Below are 26,119 nucleotides of genomic sequence, written 5' to 3' on the forward strand. Positions count from 1 at the left end.
TGTATCGGTCAATATTGACCTGTTTATTCACTGACCTTAACTATATGGCCAGTAATATTGATTTTATTTTCCACGAACTTGCGCACTGCCTGTGGATAGATAACATGCTCCTGTTCGAGCACGCGCTGCGCCAGACTTTCTTCAGTATCGTCGGCTTTCACCGGAACAACTGCCTGTGCCACGATAGGTCCGTGATCAAGCTCAGCCGTCACAAAATGTACCGTTGCACCGTGCACCTTGACGCCGGCATCCAGCGCCTGACGATGCGTCGCAAGACCAGTAAAACTCGGCAACAATGATGGGTGAATATTCAGCAGACGACCGGCATAATGTTCGACAAATGCAGGGGTGAGTATGCGCATAAAACCCGCCAGAACAACCAGATCGGGAGAATATTCATCAATCTTCTGCTGCAGTGCGTGATCGAATGCTTCGCGCGAAGAAAATTCTTTACTGACGACAACGGCTGTATCTAAACCAAGCTCTGCTGCATAAGACAGACCACTGGCGTCGGCTTTGTTACTGATAACGGCAGCAATCTGAGCTGGCCATTTTTGTAAAATACAGGCATCAACTATGGCGCGCATATTACTGCCGCGACCAGAAATGAGAATAACGATCTTTTTCATGGCGGCATTGTAACGCCCTAAGGCACTGATTCCAAAATAAAAATGCCGGTCATGAACGCCGGCATTTTTATTATGGCAACGTCAGCATGACTATTCAAATGAATAAAATACCCGGAAAGCAACTTTTTTTTCTGCCCAGAATTCGGCTGCATCACGAAACACATCTAATAAAATTTCACGCGCTTCTTTATCGAATTTCGGTGTATTCGGCAATTGCTCAAGAACGATAACAAATCCGGGCTGAGGACCAGCCTGATGAATCATGTCTGTCAGGCAATCATACAAAGCGTCAAAATTTTTTCCGAAATGCTTAGGAAAACCAAAAGACGCGGCAATTTTCCCCAGCACTTGCTGTTTAGTCGTGGCGTCCAGACAGTAAGCATACAAAAAATGCTGTCCCAGATGCACTGCTTCTGCCTGCAGATCCGGTACACGAAAAGCCCGTATCGACTGCACGACGTTCGGCGCCACTGTTGCTAACAAATCCATTTCTCCCTCAGGTGATGAGATCATAATTATTCTCTGATACGCCGGAAACTTTCGTAATGGTCATCGGTATAGTAGTACTCTCCGGATTGAGCCGGTATTCCGCCTGTGATAATGCGGCGAGCCCCGCGATTACGGGCTTTCGGAGTTTTCACTGTGTATTCGTGATAATACCCGCGCTTTTGTTTTGGGAGTCTGGACTCATAGTTACCAAAAACAACGCCATCTTTGTCGTATGGAAACGGGCCGCCTTGTTTAATCAGGGCCAGGGTTATCTGCGCCTCACGCGGAAGCTCGCTGACGAAAACGATGCCGATATTATCTTTGGCAAACGCAACAGAAGCAAGTAAAGCGATTGCCAGAAAGAGGAAGTACTGACGAAAAAATCGGAAATTTCTCATTAATCACTCATTTGTTTAGCATTATGCAAACTATCAACGAAACCGTAGATTAACGTTTTGCTCGTCATGTATCAACCCGCATTCTTAGCCGGCAGCTCTGTCAGAAATATGGCAGATCGGCTGAAAAATAAAAAAAGGGCAAACAAAGGTTTGCCCTACTGTACCTGTCTGACCAGAATTGTTATCAGATTAACTGCGGGATCCGCACTAAAATAACAATTATGACCCGACAAGCCATTATTTTGGCTGCATGCGGATAGCGCCATCCAGGCGGATAGTTTCGCCGTTCAGCATCACGTTTTCAATAATCGTTTTGGATAAATGTGCATATTCTTCCGGCTTACCGAGGCGGGGTGGGAATGGCACCATTTTTCCTAACGCATCCTGCACTTCTTGCGGCATGCCCAGCAACATCGGTGTTTCAAAAATACCCGGTGCAATCGTCATAACACGAATCCCACTGCGGGATAAATCACGCGCCATCGGCAAAGTCAGCCCAACAACCGCTGCTTTAGAGGATGCATAAGCGGCCTGACCGATTTGTCCGTCATACGCCGCGACAGATGCAGTATTAATAATCACGCCGCGCTCGCCTTGTTCTGTCGCGTCTGTCTTTGCCATCGCATCAGCGGCCAGACGACACATATTGAACGTGCCAATCAGATTAATATTGACGACACGCTGAAAAACGTCGAGTGGATGTGGTCCGTCTTTACCGACAGTTTTAACCGCCGGCGCAACGCCCGCACAGTTCACCAAGCCACGCACAGTACCCAAAGCAGTCGCGGCTTCGACCACCGCTTTGCCATCGGCTTCTGAAGTCACGTCACACTTCACGAAGATCCCGCCCAATTCTGCAGCCAGTTTCTCGCCAGCGTCCACCTGCACATCTGCCAGCACAACTTTACCGCCATTGGCAGCAATCATCTTTGCCGTCGCGGCACCCAAGCCGGAAGCACCACCAGTAATAATAAAAACACCATGTTGGATTTGCATGTTCTGTCTCTTTCGTTTTGGTTAAGAAATAGCAAACTAATGCTATTGATGTGAAAATCTGACCAGATATTGGGCTTGTATTTCAAGGTAGAAGCAAACACATTACGTTTACGTAAACGTCATATCCGTATTGTATCCAACTTTGCCGCACCGCTAAAAGAAAAAAGATGCTCCGCCATTCTGGCACGCATCTTTTTTATCTGAATCAAATATTCCGTTTATATCTGTGTCTTTTTCTGATTTGATCTTGCATCTATTTCTTTACCGACGCTGACAGAATCCCCTCGGGTGGATGTACAGCAGGAACGACGACGACAGCGACAGATGATGCGGAAACACTTGCAGCAATTCCGCCAACCGACTGAGGCACCGGATGCGGTAGCAGCGGCACAAGCAATAAGGCAACAATATTAATAATTTTGATCAGCGGATTCACCGCCGGTCCGGCGGTGTCTTTGTATGGGTCCCCCACCGTATCCCCGGTCACGGCCGCCTTATGCGTCTCAGAGCCTTTGCCGCCGTAATGCCCATCCTCAATGTATTTCTTTGCATTATCCCAGGCACCGCCGCCGGTCGTCATCGAAATGGCGACGAATAATCCGGTTACTATCGTTCCCATTAATAATCCACCCAGCGCTGCCGGTCCCAGCAGTAAACCTACAAGCAGCGGCACGATTACGGGCAGCAGCGACGGCAATATCATTTCCCGTATAGCTGATGTCGTCAGCATATCGACCGCCTTGTCGTACTCTGGTTTGCCAGTGCCATCCATAATCCCTTTGATTTCGCTGAACTGGCGGCGCACCTCCACCACGACGGCACCAGCCGCGCGCCCGACGGCTTCCATGGCCATCGCACCAAACAGATAGGGAATCAAGCCACCGATAAACAGCCCGGCAATGACCTGAGGATTGGACAAATCAAATGCCGTCGATTTACCGACCGCATCTAAAGCATGGGTGTAATCGGCAAACAAGACCAATACGGCCAAACCTGCAGAGCCTATCGCGTAGCCTTTGGTTACCGCTTTGGTGGTGTTACCAACCGCATCCAGCGGATCGGTAATGGCCCTGACTGAAGCAGGCATTTCTGACATTTCAGCGATACCACCAGCGTTATCTGTAATCGGGCCATATGCATCCAGCGCAACGATGATACCAGCCATCGACAGCATCGCCGTCGCAGCAATCGCAATACCATATAAACCACTAAAGCCGTAAGAGGTCAGAATGGCGGCGCACACCGCCAGCACCGGCCACGCGGTCGACTTCATCGACACACCCAGACCAGCAATAATGTTGGTACCGTGGCCAGTCGTCGATGCCTGCGCCACATGCTGCACCGGCTTAAAATCGGTTCCTGTGTAATATTCAGTGATGTACACCATCAAGCCAGTCAGCACGATACCAACCACGGTCGCGCCCATCATACGCCAGCGCATTGCGTCGTCGGGCCACACCAGCCAGGTAACGATCGCAAAGCCGATCAGCGACAAACCGGCGGCCCACCATAAGCCGGTATACAGTGCTGACATGATTTTTTTATCAGGACGGGCTTTCACGGCAGAACAACCGACAATTGAGGCGAGTAACGACACCGCGCCGAGCAGCAAGGGATAAACAATCGCTTGCATTGCTGCGTTAGTGACGACCAGCGCTCCCAGTAACATCGTCGCAATCAGCGTCACGACATACGTTTCAAACAAGTCTGCAGCCATTCCTGCACAATCACCGACATTGTCGCCAACGTTATCGGCAATCACGGCAGGATTACGCGGGTCATCCTCGGGAATACCTGCTTCAACTTTCCCGACCAGATCCGCGCCGACGTCGGCGCCTTTGGTGAAAATACCGCCGCCCAGCCTGGCAAAAATGGAAATCAGCGAAGCACCGAAGGCAAGCCCGATCAAGGGCTGAATCACATCGTGCTGACTCAGCGTCAGCCCCATCCCATGCGGCGCGGAGAGTATGAGTATCGAGTAAAAACCTGTGACACCTAACAAGCCGAGTCCGACGACCAGCATGCCGGTAATTGCACCGCCACGAAAGGCAACATCCAGCGCGTCATTCATCCCTTTGGTTGCCGCCTGCGCAGTACGTACATTCGCCCGCACCGACACATTCATACCGATAAAACCACAGGCACCGGACAAGACTGCGCCGATCAGAAAGCCGCAGGCAGTCGTCAGGCCCAAACCGGGAATCGCAGCAATCGCAATGAACAGGATCACGCCCACCAGCGCTATCGTACGGTATTGTCGCGCCAGATAAGCTGACGCGCCTTGTTGTATCGCCGCTGCAATCTCCTGCATACGCGGAGTGCCGGCATCTTGTTTTAATATCCAGCGGCGCGACAGCAAACCGTACAGCACGGCAATCATGCCGCAGCCGATCACAAACCAGAGACTAGCTACCATGGTGACTCCTCCTGTTGTTGTCGTTGTCAGACAGCGTCGTCCGGGACGAATGCTCAGAGACGACAGAAAAACTCAGTACATGACCAGATCAGGCACAACAGGAGCAGAGACAAAAAAAAAGCGGACATATTGTCCGCTCCCTCTTACTACTCTTATTCCGTTAATGCAGCGAAAGCGCTGTCGCGTATGCTCTCGACTGGCCCTACTCCCGGAATCTTGCGATATTTAGGCGCACCGGGCTGACCTGATTTTGCCCAGTTACCATAGTAACTCACCAGCACTTCTGTTTGTTCGTGATAGACAGACAAACGCTTTTTAACGGTTTCTTCCTTATCGTCGTCGCGTTGTATCAGGTCTTCACCTGTGACGTCGTCTTTTCCTTCCACTTTTGGCGGATTGTATTTGACGTGATAAGTACGACCTGAACCCGGATGCACACGACGGCCACTCATACGGTCAACAATCGCTTCATCAGGAACGTCGATTTCCAATACATAATCAATCGCGACACCGGCTTCTTTCATCGCGTCGGCTTGTGGCGTTGTGCGCGGAAAACCGTCGAACAGATAACCATTTGCGCAGTCGCTTTCTTTCAGACGATCTTTGACCAGACCAATAATGATGTCATCGGAGACCAGACCACCTGCGTCCATGACTTTTTTTGCTTCCAGACCAAGCGGGGTACCAGCTTTGACCGCGGCGCGTAACATATCGCCAGTCGAGATTTGCGGAATATTGAATTTTTCTTTGATGTAATTAGCCTGCGTGCCTTTACCAGCACCTGGCGCTCCTAACAAAATAAGACGCATTTTATTTCCTAAGACGAGTTTGAATTTGTTTGCACGCTCGCAAGGGAGCATGCGGAATCTTTTTTAATTTACTGCGTAACACTACGGAATTGTTTTTCTTTTAGTAGTAATAACACAGAATCTTTTCACGAAACTTACCACAATTTCCGGCGCTATTGCTGTCTGAATATGAAATCAATCCAGAGTCATCAATGTTTTAGCTCATTTCCCTGAAAAAATACGACGAACCCGTTCCAGATCTTCCAGCGTATCCACACCGGGCGCCGGGCTGGTCTGCGTTACATGTACTGCGATCGGATAGCCGTGCCACAGCACGCGTAACTGTTCCAGTGCTTCGATCTGTTCCAGAGGCGAGATGTCGAGTTGTGGATACTGTTGTAAAAAATCATTGCGATAGGCATACAGACCAATGTGCCGCAACGGCGTATAGCCAGCCGGCAGCTGCTCACGACTTGCCGCAAACGCGTCGCGATGCCAAGGGATCGTTGCGCGTGAAAAATACAAAGCGCGGCCAGATTTATCGAGCACCACTTTCACCACATTCGGATTAAAAACTTCAGCGACGTCATGCAAGGGATGCGCTGCGGTCGCCATCGGCACCTGCGCATTCACCAATGCTGCCGTAGCACCGATCAGTGCCGGATCAATTAAGGGTTCGTCGCCCTGCACATTGACCACCACCGCGTCTGCTGGCAATTGCATGCTGGCGGCCACCTCTGCAATCCTATCAGTGCCAGACGGATGATCCGGGCGCGTCATGCGCACAGGCACGCCATGCACCTCACAAGCGGCGACAATATCGGCATGGTCGGTTGCCACCATAATCGCACTGGCGCCGGATGCAAGCGCACGTTCGGCGGTGCGTACCACCATCGGTTTACCAGCGATATCCGCAAGCGGTTTGTTTGGCAGGCGACTCGATGCCAGTCGCGCCGGAATAATGGCGATAAAACTCATACGGCGTCCCGCTCAGCGCGCGTCGATTTCTTCTTGTGTCAGGGTGCGCGCCTGATCTGTCCACATGACAGGAATATCGTCACGCACAGGAAACGCCAGTTTATCGGCATAGCAAATTAATTCTTGCGCAGCTTTGTTGTAGACCAAAGGTCCCTTGCAGACAGGACAAACCAAAATATCAAGCAGGCGAGCTTCCATGCTTTTTCTCCGAAATCATTTGAAGTAGATCTGCTGCAAATGTGCCGCCGAGTTGCGCCTCAACAGGCACCACCCAGATGCGGGCATCGTTTTGCAATGCAGGAATTTGTCGACATTTTACTGCATCCTTTTCCGTGATCAGAATGCAATCGGCAGCGATGGCCTGAAAAGTCGTGGCGTCAAAAGCGAAATGATCCGGCAACGCCACACCTTCACATTGCAACCCCGCATTAGCCAGCGCAGTGAAAAAACGCTGCGGATGACCTATGCCAGCAACCGCACACAAGCGCTTTGCAGCAAAATCGGCCAGCGGCTGACGACATTCCGGCTCCGCCAATTGATACGCCTGTTGTGCTTGTAATTGCATGCGAACCGCGTCAGCGGGAATACCGGGCACCGCTGCGGCGCTGATCTCTGCGGGCGCATTGAGGACGGTAAAATCACGCCTTCTTTGTACCGGTTCGCGTAAAGGACCCGCCGGCAACATCCAGCCATTACCGGCACCACGCTGATCGAACAACATGATTTCGATATCGCGCGCCAGAAAATAATGCTGCAAGCCATCGTCGGCAATCAGGATATCCACTTCCGTATGCGACGCCAGCAATGCGCGTCCGGCAGCCACGCGATCCCGCCCGACAGCCACCGGAACACCCGTGCGTTGCGCAATCAACAGCGGCTCATCGCCGACCTGTGACGCCAGCGCATCCGCCGTCAGCAGCGTCACGTTGTCAGCTTGCACCCCATAGCCACGTGAAATGACGCCGGGCCGATAACCAGCCGCCTGCAATTGCTGCACGAGCCAGATCACCAACGGGGTTTTGCCGGTGCCACCGACATAGATATTGCCAACCACGATCACTGGCACACTGAGTTTCACTTGCGCTTTGTAACCCAGCACAAACAAGCCAAAGCGGAACGTAACAATCAGCTGAAACAGTCTGGACAGCGGCCACAATAAGCACGCCACGACGCCGCGCTTTTGCCACGCCTGCAACAGCCAGGATTCCAGCCAGATCCGCATCGTTTTTCCTCTGCTAAAAAACAAGCGGGGAGTAAGATACTCCCCGGTAGTATGCTATTCAAAAATGAAATTGTCCGCTAAAACATTGGGAGATAGCGCACAGTATTCATATACTCCCCAAAATCACCGTGCCGGAGAGGCTTACTTACTGCGGCTTCCAGCCTGGGCTGCGAATGTCACTTTGGCTAATCCGGCGATACGCGCCGCTTCCAGCACATCAATCACCGACTGGTGCGTCGCCGCGCGGTCTGCATTGATGATCACAACGGGCTCAGCCTGCGCGCCAGTCGAGCCCTCGGCCAGCGCGGCACTGGCACGCCGCAAATCCTCCGCCAGCGTCGCAGTATCCAGAAAAGAAACCGCCTGATTATTGATCTTGTATCGCCCTTGCGCATCGATACCGATATCAATCTGATTCGGCTTTTCCTGTGCTTTTTCGGCATCTGCCGTTGGCAGTGTGATCTGTAATTCGGTGAAACGGCTATACGTCGTCGTCACCATCAGAAAAATCAGGATGACCAGCAGCACGTCAATAAACGGGATCAGGTTAATTTCAGGCTCTTCCCTGCCCTTTCCTTTACGAAAATTCATGTTTACTTCCTGGCGCTGTGAACAACGTCAACAAATTTGACGGCCTGTTGTTCCATATCAATCACGAGACTATCTACCAGGGCTCTGAAATGGCGGTAAGCGACCAGTGCAGGCATCGCGATCAGCAAACCAAAGCCCGTGTTATACAAAGCCACCGAAATACCATGAGCCAATTGCGCCGGATTCGCGCCGGTCGCCGTTTGTGAACCGAAAATTTCTATCATCCCGACCACCGTACCGAACAAGCCCATCAACGGCGCCAATGAAGCGATCGTGCCCAGCGTTGTCAGGAACCGCTCCAGTTCATGTGCGACCGCAGCGCCGGCTTCTTCGATGGACTCTTTCATCACTTCACGTGGCGCGCTGACGTTGCGCAAACCCGCAGCCAGCACTTTGCCCAAAGGGGAATTGCCTGCAAGTTGTTGTATGACTTCCGGCTTCACCTTGCCTGCCTGATACACGCGTATCACCTCATCGAGCAGCGTCGATGGCAGGATTTTATTGCGACGCAAGGAAAAACTGCGTTCAATAATCAGCGTTAAGGCGATCACAGAAGAAATCAACAACAGATAAATAGGCCAGCCGGCGGCTTGAATAATGGCGAACAAAGCGCACTCCTAATAGGTTCAGAAATCCAACCCCGCAATGTAGCGCTTTGTGTGCAGACGGGCAAGGGTACTCAAGAAAAAAACGACGTCTGTGCATATCCGGCGTGTTTTACACAAAATCTGTGCGCAAGCCTGTGGATAAGTACTTGATAGCACATTAAGTCTTTGAAATAAAACAGATTTCTTTTTAAGCTTAAGAATTAGGCAGGAATTTTCAGGGCATGCGTCATGGTTTTTCTGCAGTATTTTTTCTCATTTCTGCACACTTTATGTGGACAAGCTTGTGCACAAGGACCGGGAAATAAGTTAAGTCCCTGATTTTTAAACAGATTAATCTTCTGCAAATTATTTAAGCAAAAGCCTTTTTTCAGGCTGATTTGCTGAAAATAACAGCACTCAGATACTGGTCGTGGATAAGTGGATTGTTTTGCACAAATTATGTGGACAAATTTGTGCAGAATGCTGAAAAAGTGCGGCAATTAATTGATTTATATAGATAAATACAATTCGCTCAAAAAATATGCAAATCGGTATTGAAAGCGTTTCTGTCATTTTTTATTGCAATAAAAATACGGCAAATTCAGCGTATCAGGGGATAACTCTGACTTTTTGCACATTTTTTGTGGACAACATTGTGAAAAAGGCGGGGCAATCATATTAAGTTCATGATTTATATCAATTATTTTTAAAAGCCTGTTTTTTAAGCAGGCTTTTAAAATAAGAAACGTCAACGAAATCATGTTTTAAAAAGCAAATTTTTATGTGAACAAGTCGGTTTTTCTCACATTTTTTGTGGAAAAGACTGTGTAAAAACAGAAGAAAACACAGTAACTCTTTGATTTTATTAACAAATAAGATCATGCACAAAATATAGGCAACACCCTCGTTTTATCACCAGATAAAAGATACTCACATTTTATGCACTTATTCTGTGGATAAGTTTGTGCACAAGCCATGTATCGTTCTGTAACACCCTTGATTTGTAAGGATTTTTTCATATTGCCCGATTTACTTGCAGAGAGATTGATAATAAAAATCAAGGACTTATATCCAGAGTTTGCATTTCTTTTGACTTATTGCTGTCTCAATGACATGCTGACGACCACCACAGGCTTATGTGGACAGCTTTTTTGATTGTATGCCTCATGAACACTGATTCCCGTCCATCAAACCCAATCCCGGCGAGCACTGTCATCAGTGTTTCTGCGCTCAACAGCGCCGTTGCTCAACTCTTGGAACGTAATATCCCGCTGACATGGGTTTCCGGCGAAATATCGAATTTCACCCTCGCCAGCTCTGGACATTGGTATTTCACCCTAAAAGACAGCACGGCTCAGGTACGTGCAGTGATGTTTCGTGGCCGCGCCCAGTATGCCGATTTCCAGCCACGCGAAGGTGATAAAGTCGAGGTGCGGGCGCTGGTGACTCTGTATGCGCCGCGCGGCGATTACCAGTTGAGCGTCGAAGCAATACGCCGTGCCGGCGTCGGCAACCTATATGAAGCCTTTTTACGCCTGAAAGCGCAACTGAGTCAGGAAGGCTTATTTGATCCGGAACGCAAACGCCCGCTGCCGGTGTTTCCTAAAACCATAGGCATCGTCACCAGCCCACAGGCAGCCGCATTGCGCGATGTCCTGACGACATTGCGCCGGCGTGTGCCGCATGTTCAGGTCATTCTGTATCCGACGCAGGTACAGGGCGAAGGTGCCGGTGCCAAAATTGCACAGGCGATAGCAACCGCCGCCGCACGTGAAGAATGTGATGTGCTGCTGGTCTGCCGCGGCGGTGGCAGCATCGAAGACTTATGGGCATTCAATGAAGAAATCGTCGCCCGTACCATCGTCAACTGCCCCATGCCGGTGATTGCCGGCATCGGTCATGAGACTGACTTTACGATCGCCGATTTCGCCGCGGATATGCGCGCAGCAACACCGACGGCAGCGGCAGAACTCGCTGCCACGCCGCGTGCCGACTGGGTCAGTGCTTTAGAACAACAGCAACACCGCATGCAAAGAGCCATGCAAAGGCAAATCGCGACCCAGAATCAGACGCTGGACGGGCTGTCACGCCGCCTGCTGAGTCCGGCGGCAGCGATTGCGTTGAAGCGACAGCAACTACAACATTGCCTGCAAACTCTGCGTTACAGCAGTGGCATTCCGCTGCAGCATTCACGTCATGCGCTGGCGCAGCTGGACATGCGACTGCAAAGCCAGCGCCCGGATATGACGCCAGCACGAACAAAATTAAACGAACTCCGGCTTCGGCTGCAGCAATTCCAACGCCACGCGCTGTTACAGCAACGCCAGCAACTGGGCGCACTGCAAACCCAGCTGGAATTACTGAACCCGCAACGCACGCTGGATCGCGGTTACGCGATTATCCGCGACCACAAAGGCCGACTCCTGCGCTCAGCACAGGAGTTGCAGCCACACAGCCTGCTCAATATACGCCTCTCACATGGCAGCGCGGAAGTCGGTATCAGCAGTGTTCAGACCAGTCTCGATCAGTGATGACCAAAATATGCTACCGGCATGACACGTTCTGCGAGCGCTTCCTGATTCGAAAATCACACAGTTGCGCTGCAAGCTTTTGCACAAACGCTTACAATGAGCGTTTTACCCGTTCGTCGTCGTCAAACGGAAACCACTGAAGAAAACTAAAAGGACACATCATGGAACATACCTTACCGGCATTGCCCTATGCATTGGACGCTCTGGCTCCGCACATTTCCAAAGAAACACTGGAATATCACTACGGCAAACATCACCAGACTTATGTGACCAACCTGAACAACCTGATCAAAGGTACAGAGTTCGAAAATTCCACACTCGAAGAAATCGTTAAAAAATCTTCCGGTGGCGTATTCAATAATGCGGCACAAATCTGGAATCACACATTCTACTGGAATGGCCTGAAACCTAATGGTGGTGGCGCTCCTACTGGCGCACTGGCTGACGCGATCAACGCCAAATGGGGTTCTTTCGACGCGTTCAAAGAAGCTTTCAATAAATCAGCTGTCGGCAACTTCGGTTCTTCCTGGACCTGGCTGGTGAAAAAGGCAGACGGTACACTCGATATCGTCAACACATCGAATGCTGCCACACCACTGACAACAACAGACAAACCACTGATCACCTGCGATCTGTGGGAACACGCTTACTACATCGACTACCGCAATGCGCGTCCAAAATATCTAGAAGCGTTCTGGGCGCTGGTTAACTGGGATTTCGCTGCCGCGAACCTGGCGTAAGCTACCAAGTTACCGGGTCTGTTCTGACGCTGGTTGGAACAGATGAAAAAAACCTGTGCATGTTTCGGCATCACAGGTTTTTTTTCATCTATCCCAAAGTAGCTTTATGCGAAGATAGTTGCGCATAAAAAACAATAGCTATAAGCAGCGACAAACAGATTTGCCTTCAATGATGAATCTGCCCGGGAGTTTGGAGTATTTCCGGGTTACCGCCGCGTATTCAGAATATGCGCTCAACAGCGCGAATTCACTGATTCCGGCCAGAGAACGAATACATCCCTATTTCACTCACGCCCCGATACCGACTTCGTATGCAATCAAATTCAAGTCTGCTGCTTAAATCATTGCCCGCCATCTTCATTTTTATCTGGGCGTCCGGCTACGTCGTTGCTAAGTATGGTCTGCCCTATGCAGAACCACTGACATTTTTATGCATGCGTTATATGGGCGTGGTTGTCATGATGCTGACGCTCGCCATACTCATGCGCGCGCCCTGGCCCGCCCGCAAAGACCTGTTACCGATCGCCATCGCTGGCATACTGATGCAAGCTTTGTATCTCGGCGGTATCTGGTGCGCGGTCAAGCTCGGCATGCCGGCAGGTGTGGCGGCTCTGATCGCCAATGTGCAACCTATTCTGACTGCTGTCATGGGACCTTTTATCGGTGAGCGCATACGTGGCAGACAATGGCTGGGACTGGCTTTCGGCATCGCTGGTGTCGGTCTGGTCGTGGCGAATAAAATTTCTGTTGTTGCCCTGTCGCTGACCAGTGTCAGTCTGGCGGTGATGGCTTTGTTTGCAATGACCTCGGGCACGCTGTACCAGAAAAAAACCTGCCCTTCATTTGATGTGCGCACCGGGCAAGTGATTCAGTTTGCCGCGTCGCTGTTAGTTACCGCACCATTTGCATGGATGCTGGAGACACAGACGATACTGTGGACGCCACAATTTTTCGGCGCACTTGCCTGGTCGGTTCTGGTGTTATCCGGTATCGGCATCTCTGTTTTATACATCATGATACGACATGGTGAAGCCACCAAAGTCACCAGCTATATGTATCTGGTCCCGGCCGTCACAGCCGCAATGGCATGGCTGATGTTTGGAGAAAAATTCACCCTGACCGCACTGGCGGGAATGGCTATTGCGCTGGCTGGCGTGGCTTTAGTCGTCAGACCAGCACGCTGAAAATAGGCCTGAAGCGGATGCGCTTCAGGCCTATTTTTTCGGAGAGAAACCTTCACCACCGACAGCTGCGGTGACACACCTCAGCTCATCAGCTCAACGCATATCGACAACGTGTCCGCGCCGATGGGTACGTACAGAAAAATATTTGTATGCAGCAGGAACTCGCCAGACCGTATGCGTGTCTATCCCGCTTGTCTGCAAATTGGCTGTCGGCTGATCAGTGCAGGAAGCCCGGATATTGACCATCCGGGATGCGCTGCTAACCAGATACAGACATGCCGAATCTCACCTCGTTAACGTCATAAATCATCCTATAAAAACAATGAAGGCAAGTACTATGTTCCCGAAATTTATTCCTTTCAGTATTGCCCTCGCGTGCTCAGGCGCAGCGCTGTTACCGCAGCATGTCGCCCATGCAGCGCCAACCGGCAACGTCATTGCAAAAATCCAGCCTGCGGATCTGACGCTGGAACAGGTATTCCGTGCAAAACCGTATGCAGGTCAGGCAGCAAAAGTCATCAGCTTCAGCCACGACGGTCGCTACCTTGCTTACGTCTGGAATCCGTTTAATGAAATCGGCTCTGACTTGTATGTGCACGACACGCAAACAGGAGAAACCCGCCGCATTACTTCACCAGCACTGATGAAGACGTTCGATGCGCCGGAAGTGTGGGACCGGTTCGAGAAGAAAGCAAAGCAAAAAGAAAAAGAAGAATCAGAGCGTCAGGCAAAGGCTGAAGCCCATGCCGCTTACCTGCGTGGTGAAAAGGTTAACCTGCAACAATGGGAAGAAGCCGGCTTAGAGGAAGTAAAACGTGAACTGGCTGATAAAAAAGCCCGCGATGCGAAGAAGAAAGCCGAAGCTGATGCAGAAGCTGCAAAAGAAAAAGCTGCCGAGAAAGCAGCAGCAAAAAACAGTGCTACGGCTGATACTGCGTTAGCAAAGTCGGACGACAAAAAAGACAGTAAAGCCGATAAAGACAGCGACAAACAAAAAGAGCTGTGGGAACTGCGCGATGAACTGAAAAAGAAAATCGCCAAAGAAAGACTGAAACCCAGTGACCTCTATCCAGGTGTCGATTATCTGGTCTGGGCAAATAAAAAAAATGAACTGATATTCCAGTATCGCGGCGATTTATTCCGTCTGCAGGCAGCCAACGGCAAGGTGGAAAGGCTGACGCAAACCGACAAAGCAGAACGCATCGTCGCTTATCGTGCGGATGACAAAGGCTATATCTATATGGATAGCAAGAGTCTCTACAGTGCCGCCTTCGACAACAGTGCGATTCGTCAGTTGAATCGCGAACTGATCCATCCCGATGATGCAGAGAAAAAATATAGCATCGCCAACACGGAGCTGAGCGAAGATAAACAATGGATGGCGATCTCCGCAGTGGCACCCGATGTCGACGAAGAAACCGGTAAAGTGAAACCATCTTCTGAGCGTCAGGTTGAAATCATGAATTACAACGAGCGCTTTGCGACAGCAAAAAAAGTGCCGCGCGAAGTGTCGGATGACAAGCGCAAAATCCCGGCAACGGCCTTATACATTCGCCGCGTTGCCGATACATCAGTTCGTCAGCCACAACCGGTATTCACCAACAATGGTGGAGATGTCTGGTTTGAAATGAGTAAAGTCAACTGGGCGAAAGATGGCAGCCGCTATACATTTTCAACCTGGGAACGCGAAAAAAATCTGCTGCGCATTTATGTAGGCAAAGCAGAAGAAGGTGTCAAGCCAGCCTTAGTGTTCGAGCGTCGCGGCAATGTTGGTCATGAAGTCGTGAATGTGCTGGAGCCCAAATTTACTCCCGACGGAAAACAACTGATCGCCGTACTTGACGAGCAAGGATATCGCCAGCCTTACATTATCAGTACTGATAACAACAATGGCAGCGGCAGTGCCAAAGCCATTCTGAAAGGTGATTTTGAAGCGCACCAGATCATCGGTTTTACGCCAGATAGCAAATCCATGTTCGTACTGGCAAATAAGGATGACTTCGCTTCGATGAATGCGTATAAGGTCGATATCGCCAGCGGCGACATGAAAGCACTCGGACAAAAGGGCGATTTCCATCGTGCCAGCGATGTCGCCGATAGCGGTGACAAACTCGCCAGCGTCGCTGGTCAATGGTCGAGCCGTCCGGAGTTAAAACTGATTGATGTGAAGTCCAGTAAAAGCACGACGCTGACGCAAAGTCACGATCCTTTGTGGCAGGCGATTGATATTCAGCAGCCAGAACGTTTTAGTTTTAAAAACCGTTACGGCGATCAGATACAGGCGTATGTTTTCAAGCCAGCAAACTGGAAAACCAGCGATCAGCGTCCCGCTATTGTCTATACCTATGGTGGCCCGCTGAATGACAGACACATCATTGAAACCGACAGCTTCCAGCAAACAGCCTATATGTTTGGCATGTATATGTCGGCAAAAAATGGTTATGTGACTGTGGCAGTTGATCCGCGCGGACATTCCAATTACGGTCGCAAATTCAGCGATGCCAACTGGGAACAGGCGGGCAAACCGCAAACCGAAGACCTCGAAGATCTGGCGCAATACATGCAGAAAAACCTTGGTGTTGACGGTCAACGCATCGGTCTGACGGGCTGGAGTTTCGGCGGTTTCCAGACCCAATACACAATGTACACCAGCCCGGATACCTTCGCTGCCGGGATTGCCGGTGCTGGCCCGACCGAATGGGAAAACTACAATAGCTGGTACAGCGGCCGCACCATAGGTAAGACTGAGCGTAATAAACCTAACCTTCGCAAGTATTCTTTATTGCCGCTGACTGCTGGCCTTAAAAAGCCGCTGCTGCTGGTGCATGGCATGCAGGATCCGAATGTATTGTATCAGGACACCGTGAACGTCTATCGCGCCTTACTGGAAAATGGCAAGGAAACACTGGTCGATCTTTTCCTCGATCCGGATGGTGAGCATGCTTTGGGTGGCGCGATCAAAGCCAAAGCCTGGCACAAAAAATATGAAGCCTTTTTCTTACAGCATTTAGGCTCAGGCAATCAATAATCAGCGGGATACCGGAGTGATGCTGGTTGCAGCGATTTGCATACATCATCACTCTGATTTTCTCTTCGCAGTCCCGCGCAAGGCAGGATTTTTTATTTGAAAAACATACCCCAAAGCGGCAGACTCAGATCTGCGTTTCGCATCACAGATAACATCTGCACGGCAAATTCGAGAAATTATTACCGTTGTGAAGCAAACGGATACACGCAATAATCAGCACCAATTCAGCCTGCCATTTATTCCCGACGAAAGACGCTACACGAAAGCCACTATGAATGCCTTTTCGCAATATATGTATTCAGTCCTGCGCCAGGTCACGCAGGAATTCCGTCAATTAGCATCGAAATGTGCGCTGGCGATGCTGCGTACACCGCTGCCGCGTATTTTTGTGATCTGCGTCGCGATTGCGCTCGCGATCAGTCTGATTCCGTTTGTGCTGAGCTTGTTTGTACTGTTTGTGGTGTTGAGAGTTTTCCTCGGTCTGCTGAAAACACCGCAGCAGGATCGTACGTACAACCAGCAAGCGCAGTCATATCAGGAACAGCGGATTTACATCAGACGTCTGCGCAGAGATGAATAATATCAACGCGACTTCCTGAAGAACATTGACGTCAACCGCCGCACCGGGCAACCTCAATATCCTTGTCCGCTTGCGCTCTTGTTATTCTGCACCGATTTGTATTAATCCCCGTCTGCATATAAGGTCAGCGGGGATTTTTTGTGTAATGCGGACATCAATGATGATCGTCAGAACAGATGAAAACGCCCCAGCCCGAAGATGCCGGCCAGCCCGACAATAATGAGGTACAAAGCAACAATAAAGCTGACCAACTTCGGTTTCACCAGAATACAAAGACCTGCGACCAGCGCTAGTACAGGCATCAGAGAAAGATGAATGTTCATGAATAACCAATCAAAAAAGCAGTAAAAAGTCTGATAAAGAATCCGCACGTTCACCCGGCGGCGCTCATTCCGTACCGAGATCATTACCGTTCATAAAAAAGCCCTGCAGGCGCTGTGTCTCTGTCAGGTGGATGAATACAGAATCAGCTCTGTACTCACTGTTTATCGTGCAGCAATGAGGCATCGTTCACCTCACCCGGCGCTGTATCCGCATAGGGCGCGGTGAGCGGCAAATGAATGATAAAACGCGTTCCGCGACCTACGACACTCTCCACTTCCAGTTTTCCGCCAAGCATTTTAATAACGATATTGTGAACGATATTTAAGCCAAGACCCGTGCCACCGCGCCCCATTTTAGTGGTGTAAAACGGATCAAAAACGCGCGACATATGTGCGGGTTCTATTCCTATACCGTCATCAGCAAAAGTAATTTTCACTTTATCCGGCTCTGTCAGTTCGGCATGGATAGTCATCGTGCCCGAAGATTGTCCATCAAACGCATGTGCAACTGCGTTATTAATCAGATTGGTGATGATCTGTTCTAGCGCACCGGGGAAACTGTCCATGATCAGTTTTTCCGGAATGTCAACCTGAAGTACAAACGGTGTCTTACGTAACATGGGTTGCAATAAGCTGGTGACTTCTTTTACCACCGCCTGCAAATCAAAAGGACGGCGCTGATCAGATACCTGATCTGCTGCCACCTGTTTGAAATTCATCACCAGTTCACTGGAACGGTTAAGCCCGCGCAACAGTATCCCCATCCCTTGCTCGGTATCCTGCAAATAACTTGCGAGCAAAGAACGCTTTAAGCTTCCGTCTCCGAACGCCGTGCTGATCTCGCGGGATTTTTCGAGCAGCGTGCTGGCGACCGTCAGACAGTTACCGATAGGTGTATTGAGTTCATGCGCCACCACTGCAACGACATCACCGAGCGCACGCAATTTTTCTGAACGCAGTAACTCGGTCTGTGCCATTTGTAAATGCCCCATCGTCGAAGCAAGCTCATGATTCGCCGACTCCAGCTCTGCCGTGCGTTGTCGTACCCGCGATTCGAGTTCACCATTCAGCTGATTCAAGGCTTCACGCGCTTCGATCTGCGGCGTGATATCGCGAGCAATACCGAGGTAGCCGGTGATTTCCTGATCCGCGTTAACCAGCGCCGTCACACTCAGGGATACATGAATTTTTTTACCGTACTTGGTCACGTAAATCCAGTTCCGAGTCTCCATCCCAGACTGGATTGCGATGCTTGAAAAAATATCGATACCCGTAATTTCACGGCCGAATTTCTCAGATAACTCGCGGCTGCGCTGTTCCATCTCATCGGCATCATGAAAATCGGTCGCATGCAGCTGACCAACACTTTCGTAAGACCGATAGCCAAGCATTTTTTCAGCTCCGCGATTAAAGATCGTGACCAGTCCTTCCTTATTGGTCGCGATGATGGAGATTTCCGATGCGGCGTCGAGCACTGCCTGCAGGTCCCGACGGGCGGCTTCTACCCGAGCTTCAGCCTCCAGACGATCGGTAATATCTTTGCAGATCGCCACGATATGTCTGGCACCGTCAACTTCGACTATCGCCGCAGATAATAATCCGGATCTGACTTGTCCATCCTTGGTCTGCATTTTCCCCTGAAAATCGCTGACTATCCCTTGCTCCAGAATCATACTGGTCCAGGTTTTGCGCTGTTCAGGGTCTGACCAGATACCCAGCTCGAGCGAAGTCTTGCCTATCGCATCCTGTTTGTTATGGCCTGTGAGTTTTTCAAATCCTGCATTCGCATACAGGATACGGCCAGTTTCTAAATGGCTCAGCGTCATATAGTCAGGCACGGCCTCAAACACTGCCAGCAGACGATTCGCCGTTTCCCGCTGCTGCTGCTCGCTCAGCCGGAGTGCAGCAATTTCACTAGCCAGCTGATCGCTCATCACATTCAGCGCGTGACCGACCACACCGATCTCATCCTTGCCGGTGTACTTCACTTTGGTGTCAAACTCTCCGGCGGAAATCGCATTGGCAGCGGCTTCCAGTTGTCGCAAATGGCGGGTCAGCCACAGCCCCAGCAAATAAAGGAATAATGTCGAAACGACGACTTCAAAAAACGAAATCAGTATCGACTCTTCAAACAGCTTTTTTTGGGCTTCCTGCGCAAACCGGGTTGACAGTCCAAACACCAGTTCACCTTGATTGGAGCCGCCAGCGACGAGAGGAACACGGATATCGCGCCGATGACTGTCCAGCGGCAAACGTAAGCCGTCGCTGCTGACAGGCAGGGCATCAGTCCAACCTGAATGCAGCAACAGCTGGTGATCCTGGCCGAACAACAGAAAATAATCGATCCCATGCTCCTGGGTACGGAACAACTCTGTGATCGCAGCGTAGTCTTTTTGCAGTAGCAATGGCGCGATTTCAGCACTGAGTAAATGCGACATTTCACGCGCCCGCAACTCAGTCAGTTGCGATAAATTTTCCTCATTGAAGCGCAGGCTGTTGCCAACAAGAACGGACAACATCACGACTTCAACGAGCACGCTGACGAATATCAGCTTCCAGCGTAAAGACAGCTTCATCATCAGATCGCCCGTGCCACTCTGGCACCGGGCATATCAACGCCGACGCAAAACGACATGGCAAAAAAAATGCTGCGCCCTGCGGCCGCGCGCATCATCGCCATCATTGGTGTAAAGAATTCCATCGACATCTTCAAGCCCTAGTCTCCTCTGTACGCTCCGCTCTGCCTGACAAATCAGATGCAGATATCATTTCATCATGTCGTGGACTGAATATCGGATTGTATTCAACAGATAATGCAACATACTATCCGATAGGATTACGCTTTTGCTCATCGCCACAGGGAAAAATAACATTCATTCACAAGCGGTGTTTCCGGTACAACAAACCACGGTAATCCGTAAGTTCAGTGTCAGCATCCTGTGAATTTCACGATGAAAATTCAGACCAAATAGTTTATACACTACTATTTTTTCGCACTGACTTTGTTGATATTTAACAAAGCTGATTCTTGGCTGATCTATACATGTTTATCAGGCGGATAGCCGGAAATATCGACAGGAATATTTCCCTGCGCACCGACCTCACCGGCCAGCCACGCACGTACTGCCGCGATTGCAGGTACGGCGAAACCATAAGTGATCAGCGCAGGAGCCTGAATATCGAGCATGTGAAACGGATTCCACAATACCAGATGCAGATCCGGTTTCCACGAACGGCGCACCCGTTCACCATAGCGTTTGCGTACAGTGGAGGCGAGGATGACGAAGCGATCATCCAGCGGCAGACTTTGCCAGTCAAACTGTTCAGCATCGCTGAAGGTCACAGTCTCAACGTCATACAAATCTGCCAGCATCGATGCAACTTTGTCTGCCGTGATACCTGCTTCAGAAACACCATCACTGACCGCGTCTGCGCGTATCACCAGCCTTACCCGGCTGCCTTTTGCCGGCGCCTGCGGCTCACCAGCACTGGTCAGACCTCGTTGCCACGCATGCGCCATCAACGCTCGGTCAGCGGCATCAGTCAGATAGTCAGTATCGATGCAAGGATAAGCGTCAGTCAGTTGCCGTATGCGCTGCAATTTCTGCTGCACTGTCTGATATGAAATTTGTCCAGAGAGTATGACTTCTGTGAGTGCCGCCAGCGTTTCGGTTTGCGCCTCGCGGCTGCCGATCGCCATCACCATATCGGCACCAGCCAGCAATGCTCTCACCGCTGCATTGCCGACGCCGTAGCGCCCCGCAATCGCCTGCATATCCATGCCATCGGTAATCACGACACCGCGATACTGCCACTGCTCACGCAATAAATGCGTCAGTATCGTCGGCGACATGGTTGCCGGATTTTCCGCATCCAGCGCGGGATAAACGATGTGTGCCGTCATCATCGCCGGCGCATTGCGGCTGACAGCATTCTGGAATGGAGCAAACTCCATTGCCTGCAATTCGGCCAGCGATTTATTCACTGTCGGCAGCGCGCGGTGCGAATCGACATTGGTGTCGCCATGCCCGGGAAAATGTTTAACGCAGCAAGCCACGCCTTCCGACAGGCTGCCATCCATCCACGCCAGCGCCAGCGTGCTGGCACGCTGCGGATCAGCACCGAATGAGCGTTCAGCGATGACAGGATTATCAACGTTATTATTCAAATCCAGCACCGGCGCGAAATTCCAGTTGAAGCCCAGCGCCTTAATGTTACGTGCGACTGCCGCACCGACCTGATAGCACAGATCTGCATCGTCGCTGGCACCCAGCGCCATCGCTGACGGCGGTTGCGGTATCCAGGTTGGCCGCACGACTGCACCACCTTCCTGATCGAGCGCGATCAGCGCTTCCGGCCCCATCACAGCGCGCAGATCTGCGGTCAGTTTTTTGAGTTGTACTTCGTCCGTCATATTGTTGCGGAACAGGCAAACGGCGCGGATATGATGCGCGCGTAAAAAATGCGCCAGATCGTCATCCATGCGGGTCACGGTAATGCGCACCATCATCAGTTGCCCGGCCAGACGACGTGCATCATCAATATTTAGCAGAGCGTTCAGCGCATGCGGCGGTTCAACTGGCGAGATGGAATTGTTATTTGTCATAGGTCTCTGGTGGCTGCTATTACGGGTATTTACGGCATCGAGAATGTCAACGCTCATACCATTCAGGCTGAATTTGTTCATATTGCCGGTCTAGTTCCAAACCAGCGCTGACGCGTCTGAGTATGGATACTCCCCCTGCTTTTGTTAAAAATGCCTTTATTGTCAGCATAGAATAAGGGGCTTAAAAAATACTGGGGGGAGTATATATAAGCCTAAAATCCGGTCATTTCACTGATTTAACTGGTTTTAGTCACTTTACTTAAATGACGCGGCTGATCGGGGTCCAGCCCGCGCGCCACTGCCAGTTGCGCTGCCATCACATAAAACGCCTGAATCGCGACGATGGGATCAAGGTCCGGCGTCGCCGCCACCGGTAAAGTCAGTTGACGTTCGCGCACATCCTCCGGCGCGGCGAGCAGGACATCAGCACCGCGTCCGCGCATTTCTTCTGCGAGCCGGATCAGACTTTCCTGCGCCGGACCACGAGTCGCGAATATCAGCAATGGATAACCTTCATCAATCAAGGCCATCGGGCCATGTTTGATTTCTGCACCGCTGAACGCTTCCGCCTGTATGGCGGAGGTTTCCTTGAATTTCAGCGCAGCTTCGAGCGCCACTGAAAAACTGATGCCACGGCCGACCACCATCATGCGCTGCGCGGGCACCAGCACATCCAATGCCGCCGACCAGTCTGTTTTGCTGGCGGTATCAAGCGCGGCAGGTAGCTGTGCGATTGCTGCCAGCAACAGCGGATCGTTCTGCCAGTGCGCAACCAGACGGGCGGCGGCCACCAGCGAGGTGATAAAACTTTTAGTGGCCGCAACGCTGCGTTCCGGCCCTGCATGCAAAGGCATCGTCCACTCTGCGGCTGCGGCTAAGGGTGAGCTGAGATCATTCACCAGCGCCACCGTGGTCGCACCCGCCTCACGAAAATAGCACACGGGATCAACTACGTCCGGACTTTGCCCGGATTGGGAAATCGCAATCGCCAGCGCGTCCCTGACCAGCAAAGGTGCATGATTCAAGGTCACCAGCGATAACGGCAGCGAAGCGACGATACGGCCGAGGCGCGCCATGATCAGATATGCCGCGTAATTGCTCGCATGATCGGAGCTGCCGCGGGCGATCGTCAGTACCGATGATGGCGGTTGCGCCCGCAAATGCGACCCCAGCCTGGCATAGCGGTCGCCATCGTGCGTCAGTTGGATGGCAACCTGTTCTGCGGAAGCACAGGCCTCGTTAAGCATTTGCGAATTCAATCTTTTCTCCTTCGATATAAACGGCAAGCAGTTGCAAGTCCTGATCAAGGACGACGATATCGGCGAATGCGCCCGGCGCTAAGCGACCGCGTTCAGGCAGCCCGAGATAATCGGCAGCGTAAGTCGAAACGCGCCGCGCCGCATCATCCAGCGTCAGGCCTATGCTGACCAGGTTGCGCAGCGCCTGATCCATCGTGAGTGCACTGCCCGCCAGCGAACCATCGGCCAGACGCACGCCGCCCAGGCATTTATGCACACGCTGCCGCCCCAGCATATATTCGCCATCAGGCATGCCGGTGGCGGCGGTTGAATCAGTCACGCAATACAAATACGGTATCGCTCTTAATGCAGCTTTAATCGCCCCCGGATGCACATGCAACAGATCGGGAATAATTTCTGAAAACTGTGCATGCGCGAGCGCCGCACCGACCATGCCGGGCGCGCGATGATCGAGTCGTGACATCGCGTTATACAAATGCGTGAAGCCGCTGGCACCATTTTCCAGCGCGGCAACGCCCTCTTCGTAACTGCCGGTGCTGTGACCGAGCTGCACCCTTATGCCCAGCGCCGTTAACTCACGTACCAGCGCCAGATGGCCGTCCATTTCCGGTGCCAGCGTAATCAGTTTAATGGCAGCAATCGCATCAAGCGCCTGTACCTGCGCGAGCGAGCCTATGCCGGCAAAGGCAGGCTGGGCACCGAGTTTGCCCGGATTAATATATGGCCCTTCCAGATGCACACCCAGCACACGTGCGGTACCGGCGGGACGCTGCTGTATCAGCGGTTGTATTGCACTCAGTGCTGCCTCAATATCGCTCAGCGGCGCAGTCATCGTGGTTGCCAGCAAACTGGTGGTGCCGTGTTGCGCATGCAAACGAGCGATGGTTTCGACGGCACTGCCCGCTTCCATCGTATCTTTGCCACCCGCGCCATGCACATGCAGATCAATGAAACCAGGCAGGATGTAATGCGCTGTTTCGCGCAGCGGTGCGCTCTGGATACGCTGTATCTTTTCGCTGAAATTGATGCTGCCGTTTACCCAGCCATCCGGCGTGAGTATCTGGCCGTGTAATTGCTGTTCGCTCATCGGAATAACTCCGCGACAAAATCGTAATAATCACTGCGGCAATACGAATGCGTGAGTTCGATTGCGGTGCCATCTTGCAGATAACCGATGCGGGTGATGAACAACATCGCAGCGCCGGGCTTGATATCCGCCAGATGTGCCTGTTCCGCGGTCGCATTGATGGCGCGGATATGCTGCAAGGCGCGTGTCGGTGCGCAATGATGCGCATCGAGGTAGCCGTATAAACTGTCCGTCACCAGTTGCGGCTGCGGCATATACGCCGCCGGGATGGTGGTGGTTTCGATTGCCATGACCACATTGTCAGCGGTGCGCAGGCGTTTCAGACGCGAAACCGCAGTATTCGGTGATAAACCCAGCGATAAAATTTCCTCTGGTGAAGCGATGCCGGTTTCACGCTGTATCCAGCGCGAACCGGGCACAAAACCGCGCTGGCGCAATTCTTCGCTGAAGCTGGTGAGGCGCGATAAAGGCTGTTCCAGTTTCGGCGTGATGTAGGTGCCGGAACCATGTCTGCGGCTCAGCAAGCCGCGCTCGCATAACATGGCCAGAGCCTTGCGTGCGGTGACGCGGGAAATTTCCAGCGTCTCAGCCAGCAGACGCTCTGACGGCAAGGCTTCATCGGGCTGCCAGCGCCCGCTTTGTATGCCTTGTGCCAGCTTGTTCGCCAGTTGCAGATACAAGGGCGTGGCATTGTCGCTATCCGGTTTGAAATCGCGCAGGGAAAACTGCATGTCGCCTCGATTTTTTAATAATTCAGGTTGAACGTAAATGTTGTTGCAGCAAAATCAGGGCACCGCTGGCAGAATCGCCCAGAGGCGCACGCACTCTTTGTCGCAAGCCCTCTGGCAGAAACGGTAGCAGCGCAGCAGCCAGCCCGCCGCACAGCGCCAGCGGTAATGAATGTGTGGGATCAAGCGCGTCCGCAATTGCCTCGACTTCATGCCCGGCATCAAGCAGCATATCGCGCGCGACCAATGATTCTTCGGCGTGTCGAAAAACAATAGGTGCGACTTCGGCATAACGGGTTTGATTTGCCTGCGCCAGCCATCTGAATACCGCGTCTTTGTCACCGCCGCAGTGAGCATAAATTGCGTCAGCAAAACGGCTTCCAGCCGCTCTGCCATCAAGCACGCGCTGCAGATGATTGACGGCACGCATTCCTATCCATGCGCCGCTGGCTTCATCACTGACAGGAAAGCCCCAGCCGCCGACTTCACGCCGTTGTCCATCGCTTTGCAAGACTTCACCCACACTACCGGTACCAAGCGCAATCACCGCGCCCGGCGCGCCATGATGCGCACCAATCAGGGTTGTACCGGCATCGGTTTCTGTCAGCAGCAGCGCAAATCCCGGATTGAGCGCCTTTAGTTCGGCCGCCCACTGCGCGTTATTCACGCCGGACAGTCCGCATGCGATTGCAATCTCAGACAAGGCCGGAAGCGTCAGATGCGCCTGCGCAAATGCGTCATCAATGGCCTGCAGAATCGCATCCCAGGCCTGCGGGCGACCATGCGCAAGCGCCGAAGGCCCGGCTGCGCCGCGTGCCAGCTGCTTACCATCAAGGTCCGCCAGTACGACGCGCGTGCCAGTGCCGCCGCCATCGACTCCGATCAGATACGCGATTCGTGCGATGTCGGCGGAGTACAGTTTTGCTCGTATCTGGGTTTGTATCGTCGTCTCTGCCATG

Annotated in this window: 23 protein-coding genes and 1 pseudogene; 5 read left to right on the forward strand and 19 right to left on the reverse strand. The window is 51.8% G+C overall.

Annotated elements, in window-relative coordinates:
• Positions 1-23: 23 nt before the first annotated feature.
• The 11 genes and pseudogenes from purN to ACOTSW_RS03610 all read right to left on the reverse strand — a co-directional run bounded on the left by purN (position 24) and on the right by ACOTSW_RS03610 (position 9,115).
• A complete protein-coding gene (gene purN / locus ACOTSW_RS03560; protein ID WP_423681037.1) occupies positions 24-629 on the reverse strand; it encodes a phosphoribosylglycinamide formyltransferase in 606 nt (201 codons plus the stop codon).
• Positions 630-719: 90 nt separating this feature from the next.
• Positions 720-1,139, reverse strand: a pseudogene (locus ACOTSW_RS03565) (barstar family protein); the annotation flags it as partial.
• Between the two features lie 5 nt (positions 1,140-1,144).
• Positions 1,145-1,516 (reverse strand): ribonuclease, encoded by a 372-nt coding sequence (locus ACOTSW_RS03570; protein ID WP_423681039.1) that lies wholly within the window; start codon positions 1,514-1,516, stop codon positions 1,145-1,147.
• A 237-nt stretch (positions 1,517-1,753) separates the two neighbouring features.
• Complete coding sequence (locus ACOTSW_RS03575; protein ID WP_186896748.1) at positions 1,754-2,512, reverse strand: 3-hydroxyacyl-CoA dehydrogenase; 759 nt, start codon at positions 2,510-2,512, stop codon at positions 1,754-1,756.
• Positions 2,513-2,765: 253 nt separating this feature from the next.
• Entirely contained in the window at positions 2,766-4,928 is a 2,163-nt protein-coding gene (locus ACOTSW_RS03580) for a sodium-translocating pyrophosphatase (protein ID WP_423681041.1), read from the reverse strand.
• A 152-nt stretch (positions 4,929-5,080) separates the two neighbouring features.
• Positions 5,081-5,737 carry an adenylate kinase gene (adk, locus tag ACOTSW_RS03585; RefSeq protein ID WP_423681042.1) on the reverse strand — a complete coding sequence of 219 codons (657 nt, stop codon included), beginning with the start codon at positions 5,735-5,737 and terminating at the stop codon, positions 5,081-5,083.
• Between the two features lie 201 nt (positions 5,738-5,938).
• The gene (gene kdsB / locus ACOTSW_RS03590) at positions 5,939-6,694 is read right to left on the reverse strand and encodes a 3-deoxy-manno-octulosonate cytidylyltransferase (RefSeq protein ID WP_423681043.1); all 756 of its coding nucleotides are present in this window, start codon (positions 6,692-6,694) and stop codon (positions 5,939-5,941) included.
• A gap of 12 nt (positions 6,695-6,706) precedes the next feature.
• Positions 6,707-6,892 (reverse strand): Trm112 family protein, encoded by a 186-nt coding sequence (locus ACOTSW_RS03595; RefSeq protein WP_186883146.1) that lies wholly within the window; start codon positions 6,890-6,892, stop codon positions 6,707-6,709.
• Positions 6,873-7,916 carry a tetraacyldisaccharide 4'-kinase gene (lpxK, locus tag ACOTSW_RS03600; RefSeq protein WP_423681045.1) on the reverse strand — a complete coding sequence of 348 codons (1,044 nt, stop codon included), beginning with the start codon at positions 7,914-7,916 and terminating at the stop codon, positions 6,873-6,875. Before lpxK ends, ACOTSW_RS03595 begins: the two co-directional genes overlap by 20 nt.
• Positions 7,917-8,057: 141 nt before the next feature.
• Positions 8,058-8,507 (reverse strand): ExbD/TolR family protein, encoded by a 450-nt coding sequence (locus ACOTSW_RS03605; protein WP_186883144.1) that lies wholly within the window; start codon positions 8,505-8,507, stop codon positions 8,058-8,060.
• 2 nt (positions 8,508-8,509) lie between these two features.
• Entirely contained in the window at positions 8,510-9,115 is a 606-nt protein-coding gene (locus ACOTSW_RS03610; protein WP_423681047.1) for a MotA/TolQ/ExbB proton channel family protein, read from the reverse strand.
• 1,145 nt (positions 9,116-10,260) lie between these two features.
• Between ACOTSW_RS03610 and xseA the strand changes: the two genes are divergently transcribed.
• The 5 genes from xseA (at position 10,261) to ACOTSW_RS03635 (ending at position 17,157) form a co-directional block, all read left to right on the forward strand.
• On the forward strand, positions 10,261-11,625 hold the full coding sequence (gene xseA / locus ACOTSW_RS03615) for an exodeoxyribonuclease VII large subunit (protein WP_423681048.1): 1,365 nt from the start codon (positions 10,261-10,263) through the stop codon (positions 11,623-11,625).
• 161 nt (positions 11,626-11,786) lie between these two features.
• On the forward strand, positions 11,787-12,365 hold the full coding sequence (sodB, locus tag ACOTSW_RS03620; protein ID WP_423681050.1) for a superoxide dismutase [Fe]: 579 nt from the start codon (positions 11,787-11,789) through the stop codon (positions 12,363-12,365).
• A gap of 311 nt (positions 12,366-12,676) precedes the next feature.
• Positions 12,677-13,549, forward strand: a complete 873-nt coding sequence (locus ACOTSW_RS03625; RefSeq protein WP_423681051.1) for a DMT family transporter — start codon at positions 12,677-12,679, stop codon at positions 13,547-13,549.
• A 337-nt stretch (positions 13,550-13,886) separates the two neighbouring features.
• Positions 13,887-16,577: a prolyl oligopeptidase family serine peptidase gene (locus ACOTSW_RS03630; RefSeq protein ID WP_423681053.1), complete on the forward strand. Its 2,691-nt coding sequence runs from the start codon at positions 13,887-13,889 to the stop codon at positions 16,575-16,577.
• Between the two features lie 187 nt (positions 16,578-16,764).
• Positions 16,765-17,157, forward strand: a complete 393-nt coding sequence (locus ACOTSW_RS03635) for a hypothetical protein (protein ID WP_423681055.1) — start codon at positions 16,765-16,767, stop codon at positions 17,155-17,157.
• A gap of 167 nt (positions 17,158-17,324) precedes the next feature.
• Here ACOTSW_RS03635 and ACOTSW_RS03640 read toward each other — a convergent pair whose 3' ends face one another.
• From ACOTSW_RS03640 to ACOTSW_RS03675, 8 genes are all read right to left on the reverse strand, one after another.
• Positions 17,325-17,480: a DUF3096 domain-containing protein gene (locus tag ACOTSW_RS03640; protein ID WP_423681057.1), complete on the reverse strand. Its 156-nt coding sequence runs from the start codon at positions 17,478-17,480 to the stop codon at positions 17,325-17,327.
• A 155-nt stretch (positions 17,481-17,635) separates the two neighbouring features.
• On the reverse strand, positions 17,636-20,059 hold the full coding sequence (locus tag ACOTSW_RS03645) for a PAS domain S-box protein (protein ID WP_423681058.1): 2,424 nt from the start codon (positions 20,057-20,059) through the stop codon (positions 17,636-17,638).
• Complete coding sequence (locus ACOTSW_RS03650; RefSeq protein WP_423681060.1) at positions 20,059-20,187, reverse strand: hypothetical protein; 129 nt, start codon at positions 20,185-20,187, stop codon at positions 20,059-20,061. Before ACOTSW_RS03650 ends, ACOTSW_RS03645 begins: the two co-directional genes overlap by 1 nt.
• Positions 20,188-20,517: 330 nt before the next feature.
• Positions 20,518-22,167, reverse strand: coding sequence for a beta-N-acetylhexosaminidase (gene nagZ, locus ACOTSW_RS03655; RefSeq protein WP_423681061.1), 1,650 nt, complete (start codon positions 22,165-22,167; stop codon positions 20,518-20,520).
• Positions 22,168-22,322: 155 nt separating this feature from the next.
• Positions 22,323-23,333: an SIS domain-containing protein gene (locus ACOTSW_RS03660; RefSeq protein ID WP_423682250.1), complete on the reverse strand. Its 1,011-nt coding sequence runs from the start codon at positions 23,331-23,333 to the stop codon at positions 22,323-22,325.
• Positions 23,326-24,432, reverse strand: coding sequence for an N-acetylglucosamine-6-phosphate deacetylase (nagA, locus tag ACOTSW_RS03665; RefSeq protein ID WP_423681063.1), 1,107 nt, complete (start codon positions 24,430-24,432; stop codon positions 23,326-23,328). The genes ACOTSW_RS03660 and nagA overlap by 8 nt, the downstream gene beginning before the upstream one ends.
• Positions 24,429-25,163 carry a GntR family transcriptional regulator gene (locus ACOTSW_RS03670; RefSeq protein ID WP_423681065.1) on the reverse strand — a complete coding sequence of 245 codons (735 nt, stop codon included), beginning with the start codon at positions 25,161-25,163 and terminating at the stop codon, positions 24,429-24,431. The genes nagA and ACOTSW_RS03670 overlap by 4 nt, the downstream gene beginning before the upstream one ends.
• A gap of 22 nt (positions 25,164-25,185) precedes the next feature.
• Positions 25,186-26,118, reverse strand: coding sequence for a BadF/BadG/BcrA/BcrD ATPase family protein (locus ACOTSW_RS03675; protein WP_423681066.1), 933 nt, complete (start codon positions 26,116-26,118; stop codon positions 25,186-25,188).
• Between the last annotated feature and the right edge of the window lies 1 nt (position 26,119).

The organism is Undibacterium sp. WLHG33 (genome assembly GCF_049544815.1).
GTDB lineage: Bacteria > Pseudomonadota > Gammaproteobacteria > Burkholderiales > Burkholderiaceae_D > Undibacterium.

Bases quoted from the DNA above. Each gene is read 5' to 3' on its own strand.
- ACOTSW_RS03675 (WP_423681066.1), bottom strand. From the start codon at position 26,118: ATGGCAGAGACGACGATACAAACCCAGATACGAGCAAAACTGTACTCC.
- ACOTSW_RS03630 (WP_423681053.1), top strand. From the start codon at position 13,887: ATGTTCCCGAAATTTATTCCTTTCAGTATTGCCCTCGCGTGCTCAGGC.
- ACOTSW_RS03580 (WP_423681041.1), bottom strand. From the start codon at position 4,928: ATGGTAGCTAGTCTCTGGTTTGTGATCGGCTGCGGCATGATTGCCGTG.
- ACOTSW_RS03625 (WP_423681051.1), top strand. From the start codon at position 12,677: ATGCAATCAAATTCAAGTCTGCTGCTTAAATCATTGCCCGCCATCTTC.
- xseA (WP_423681048.1), top strand. From the start codon at position 10,261: ATGAACACTGATTCCCGTCCATCAAACCCAATCCCGGCGAGCACTGTC.
- ACOTSW_RS03595 (WP_186883146.1), bottom strand. From the start codon at position 6,892: ATGGAAGCTCGCCTGCTTGATATTTTGGTTTGTCCTGTCTGCAAGGGA.
- ACOTSW_RS03570 (WP_423681039.1), bottom strand. From the start codon at position 1,516: ATGAGAAATTTCCGATTTTTTCGTCAGTACTTCCTCTTTCTGGCAATC.
- ACOTSW_RS03575 (WP_186896748.1), bottom strand. From the start codon at position 2,512: ATGCAAATCCAACATGGTGTTTTTATTATTACTGGTGGTGCTTCCGGC.
- ACOTSW_RS03605 (WP_186883144.1), bottom strand. From the start codon at position 8,507: ATGAATTTTCGTAAAGGAAAGGGCAGGGAAGAGCCTGAAATTAACCTG.
- ACOTSW_RS03640 (WP_423681057.1), bottom strand. From the start codon at position 17,480: ATGAACATTCATCTTTCTCTGATGCCTGTACTAGCGCTGGTCGCAGGT.
- ACOTSW_RS03660 (WP_423682250.1), bottom strand. From the start codon at position 23,333: ATGCTTAACGAGGCCTGTGCTTCCGCAGAACAGGTTGCCATCCAACTG.
- adk (WP_423681042.1), bottom strand. From the start codon at position 5,737: ATGCGTCTTATTTTGTTAGGAGCGCCAGGTGCTGGTAAAGGCACGCAG.
- ACOTSW_RS03670 (WP_423681065.1), bottom strand. From the start codon at position 25,163: ATGCAGTTTTCCCTGCGCGATTTCAAACCGGATAGCGACAATGCCACG.
- ACOTSW_RS03645 (WP_423681058.1), bottom strand. From the start codon at position 20,059: ATGATGAAGCTGTCTTTACGCTGGAAGCTGATATTCGTCAGCGTGCTC.
- nagZ (WP_423681061.1), bottom strand. From the start codon at position 22,167: ATGAACAAATTCAGCCTGAATGGTATGAGCGTTGACATTCTCGATGCC.
- lpxK (WP_423681045.1), bottom strand. From the start codon at position 7,916: ATGCGGATCTGGCTGGAATCCTGGCTGTTGCAGGCGTGGCAAAAGCGC.
- ACOTSW_RS03650 (WP_423681060.1), bottom strand. From the start codon at position 20,187: ATGTCGATGGAATTCTTTACACCAATGATGGCGATGATGCGCGCGGCC.
- kdsB (WP_423681043.1), bottom strand. From the start codon at position 6,694: ATGAGTTTTATCGCCATTATTCCGGCGCGACTGGCATCGAGTCGCCTG.
- sodB (WP_423681050.1), top strand. From the start codon at position 11,787: ATGGAACATACCTTACCGGCATTGCCCTATGCATTGGACGCTCTGGCT.
- nagA (WP_423681063.1), bottom strand. From the start codon at position 24,432: ATGAGCGAACAGCAATTACACGGCCAGATACTCACGCCGGATGGCTGG.
- purN (WP_423681037.1), bottom strand. From the start codon at position 629: ATGAAAAAGATCGTTATTCTCATTTCTGGTCGCGGCAGTAATATGCGC.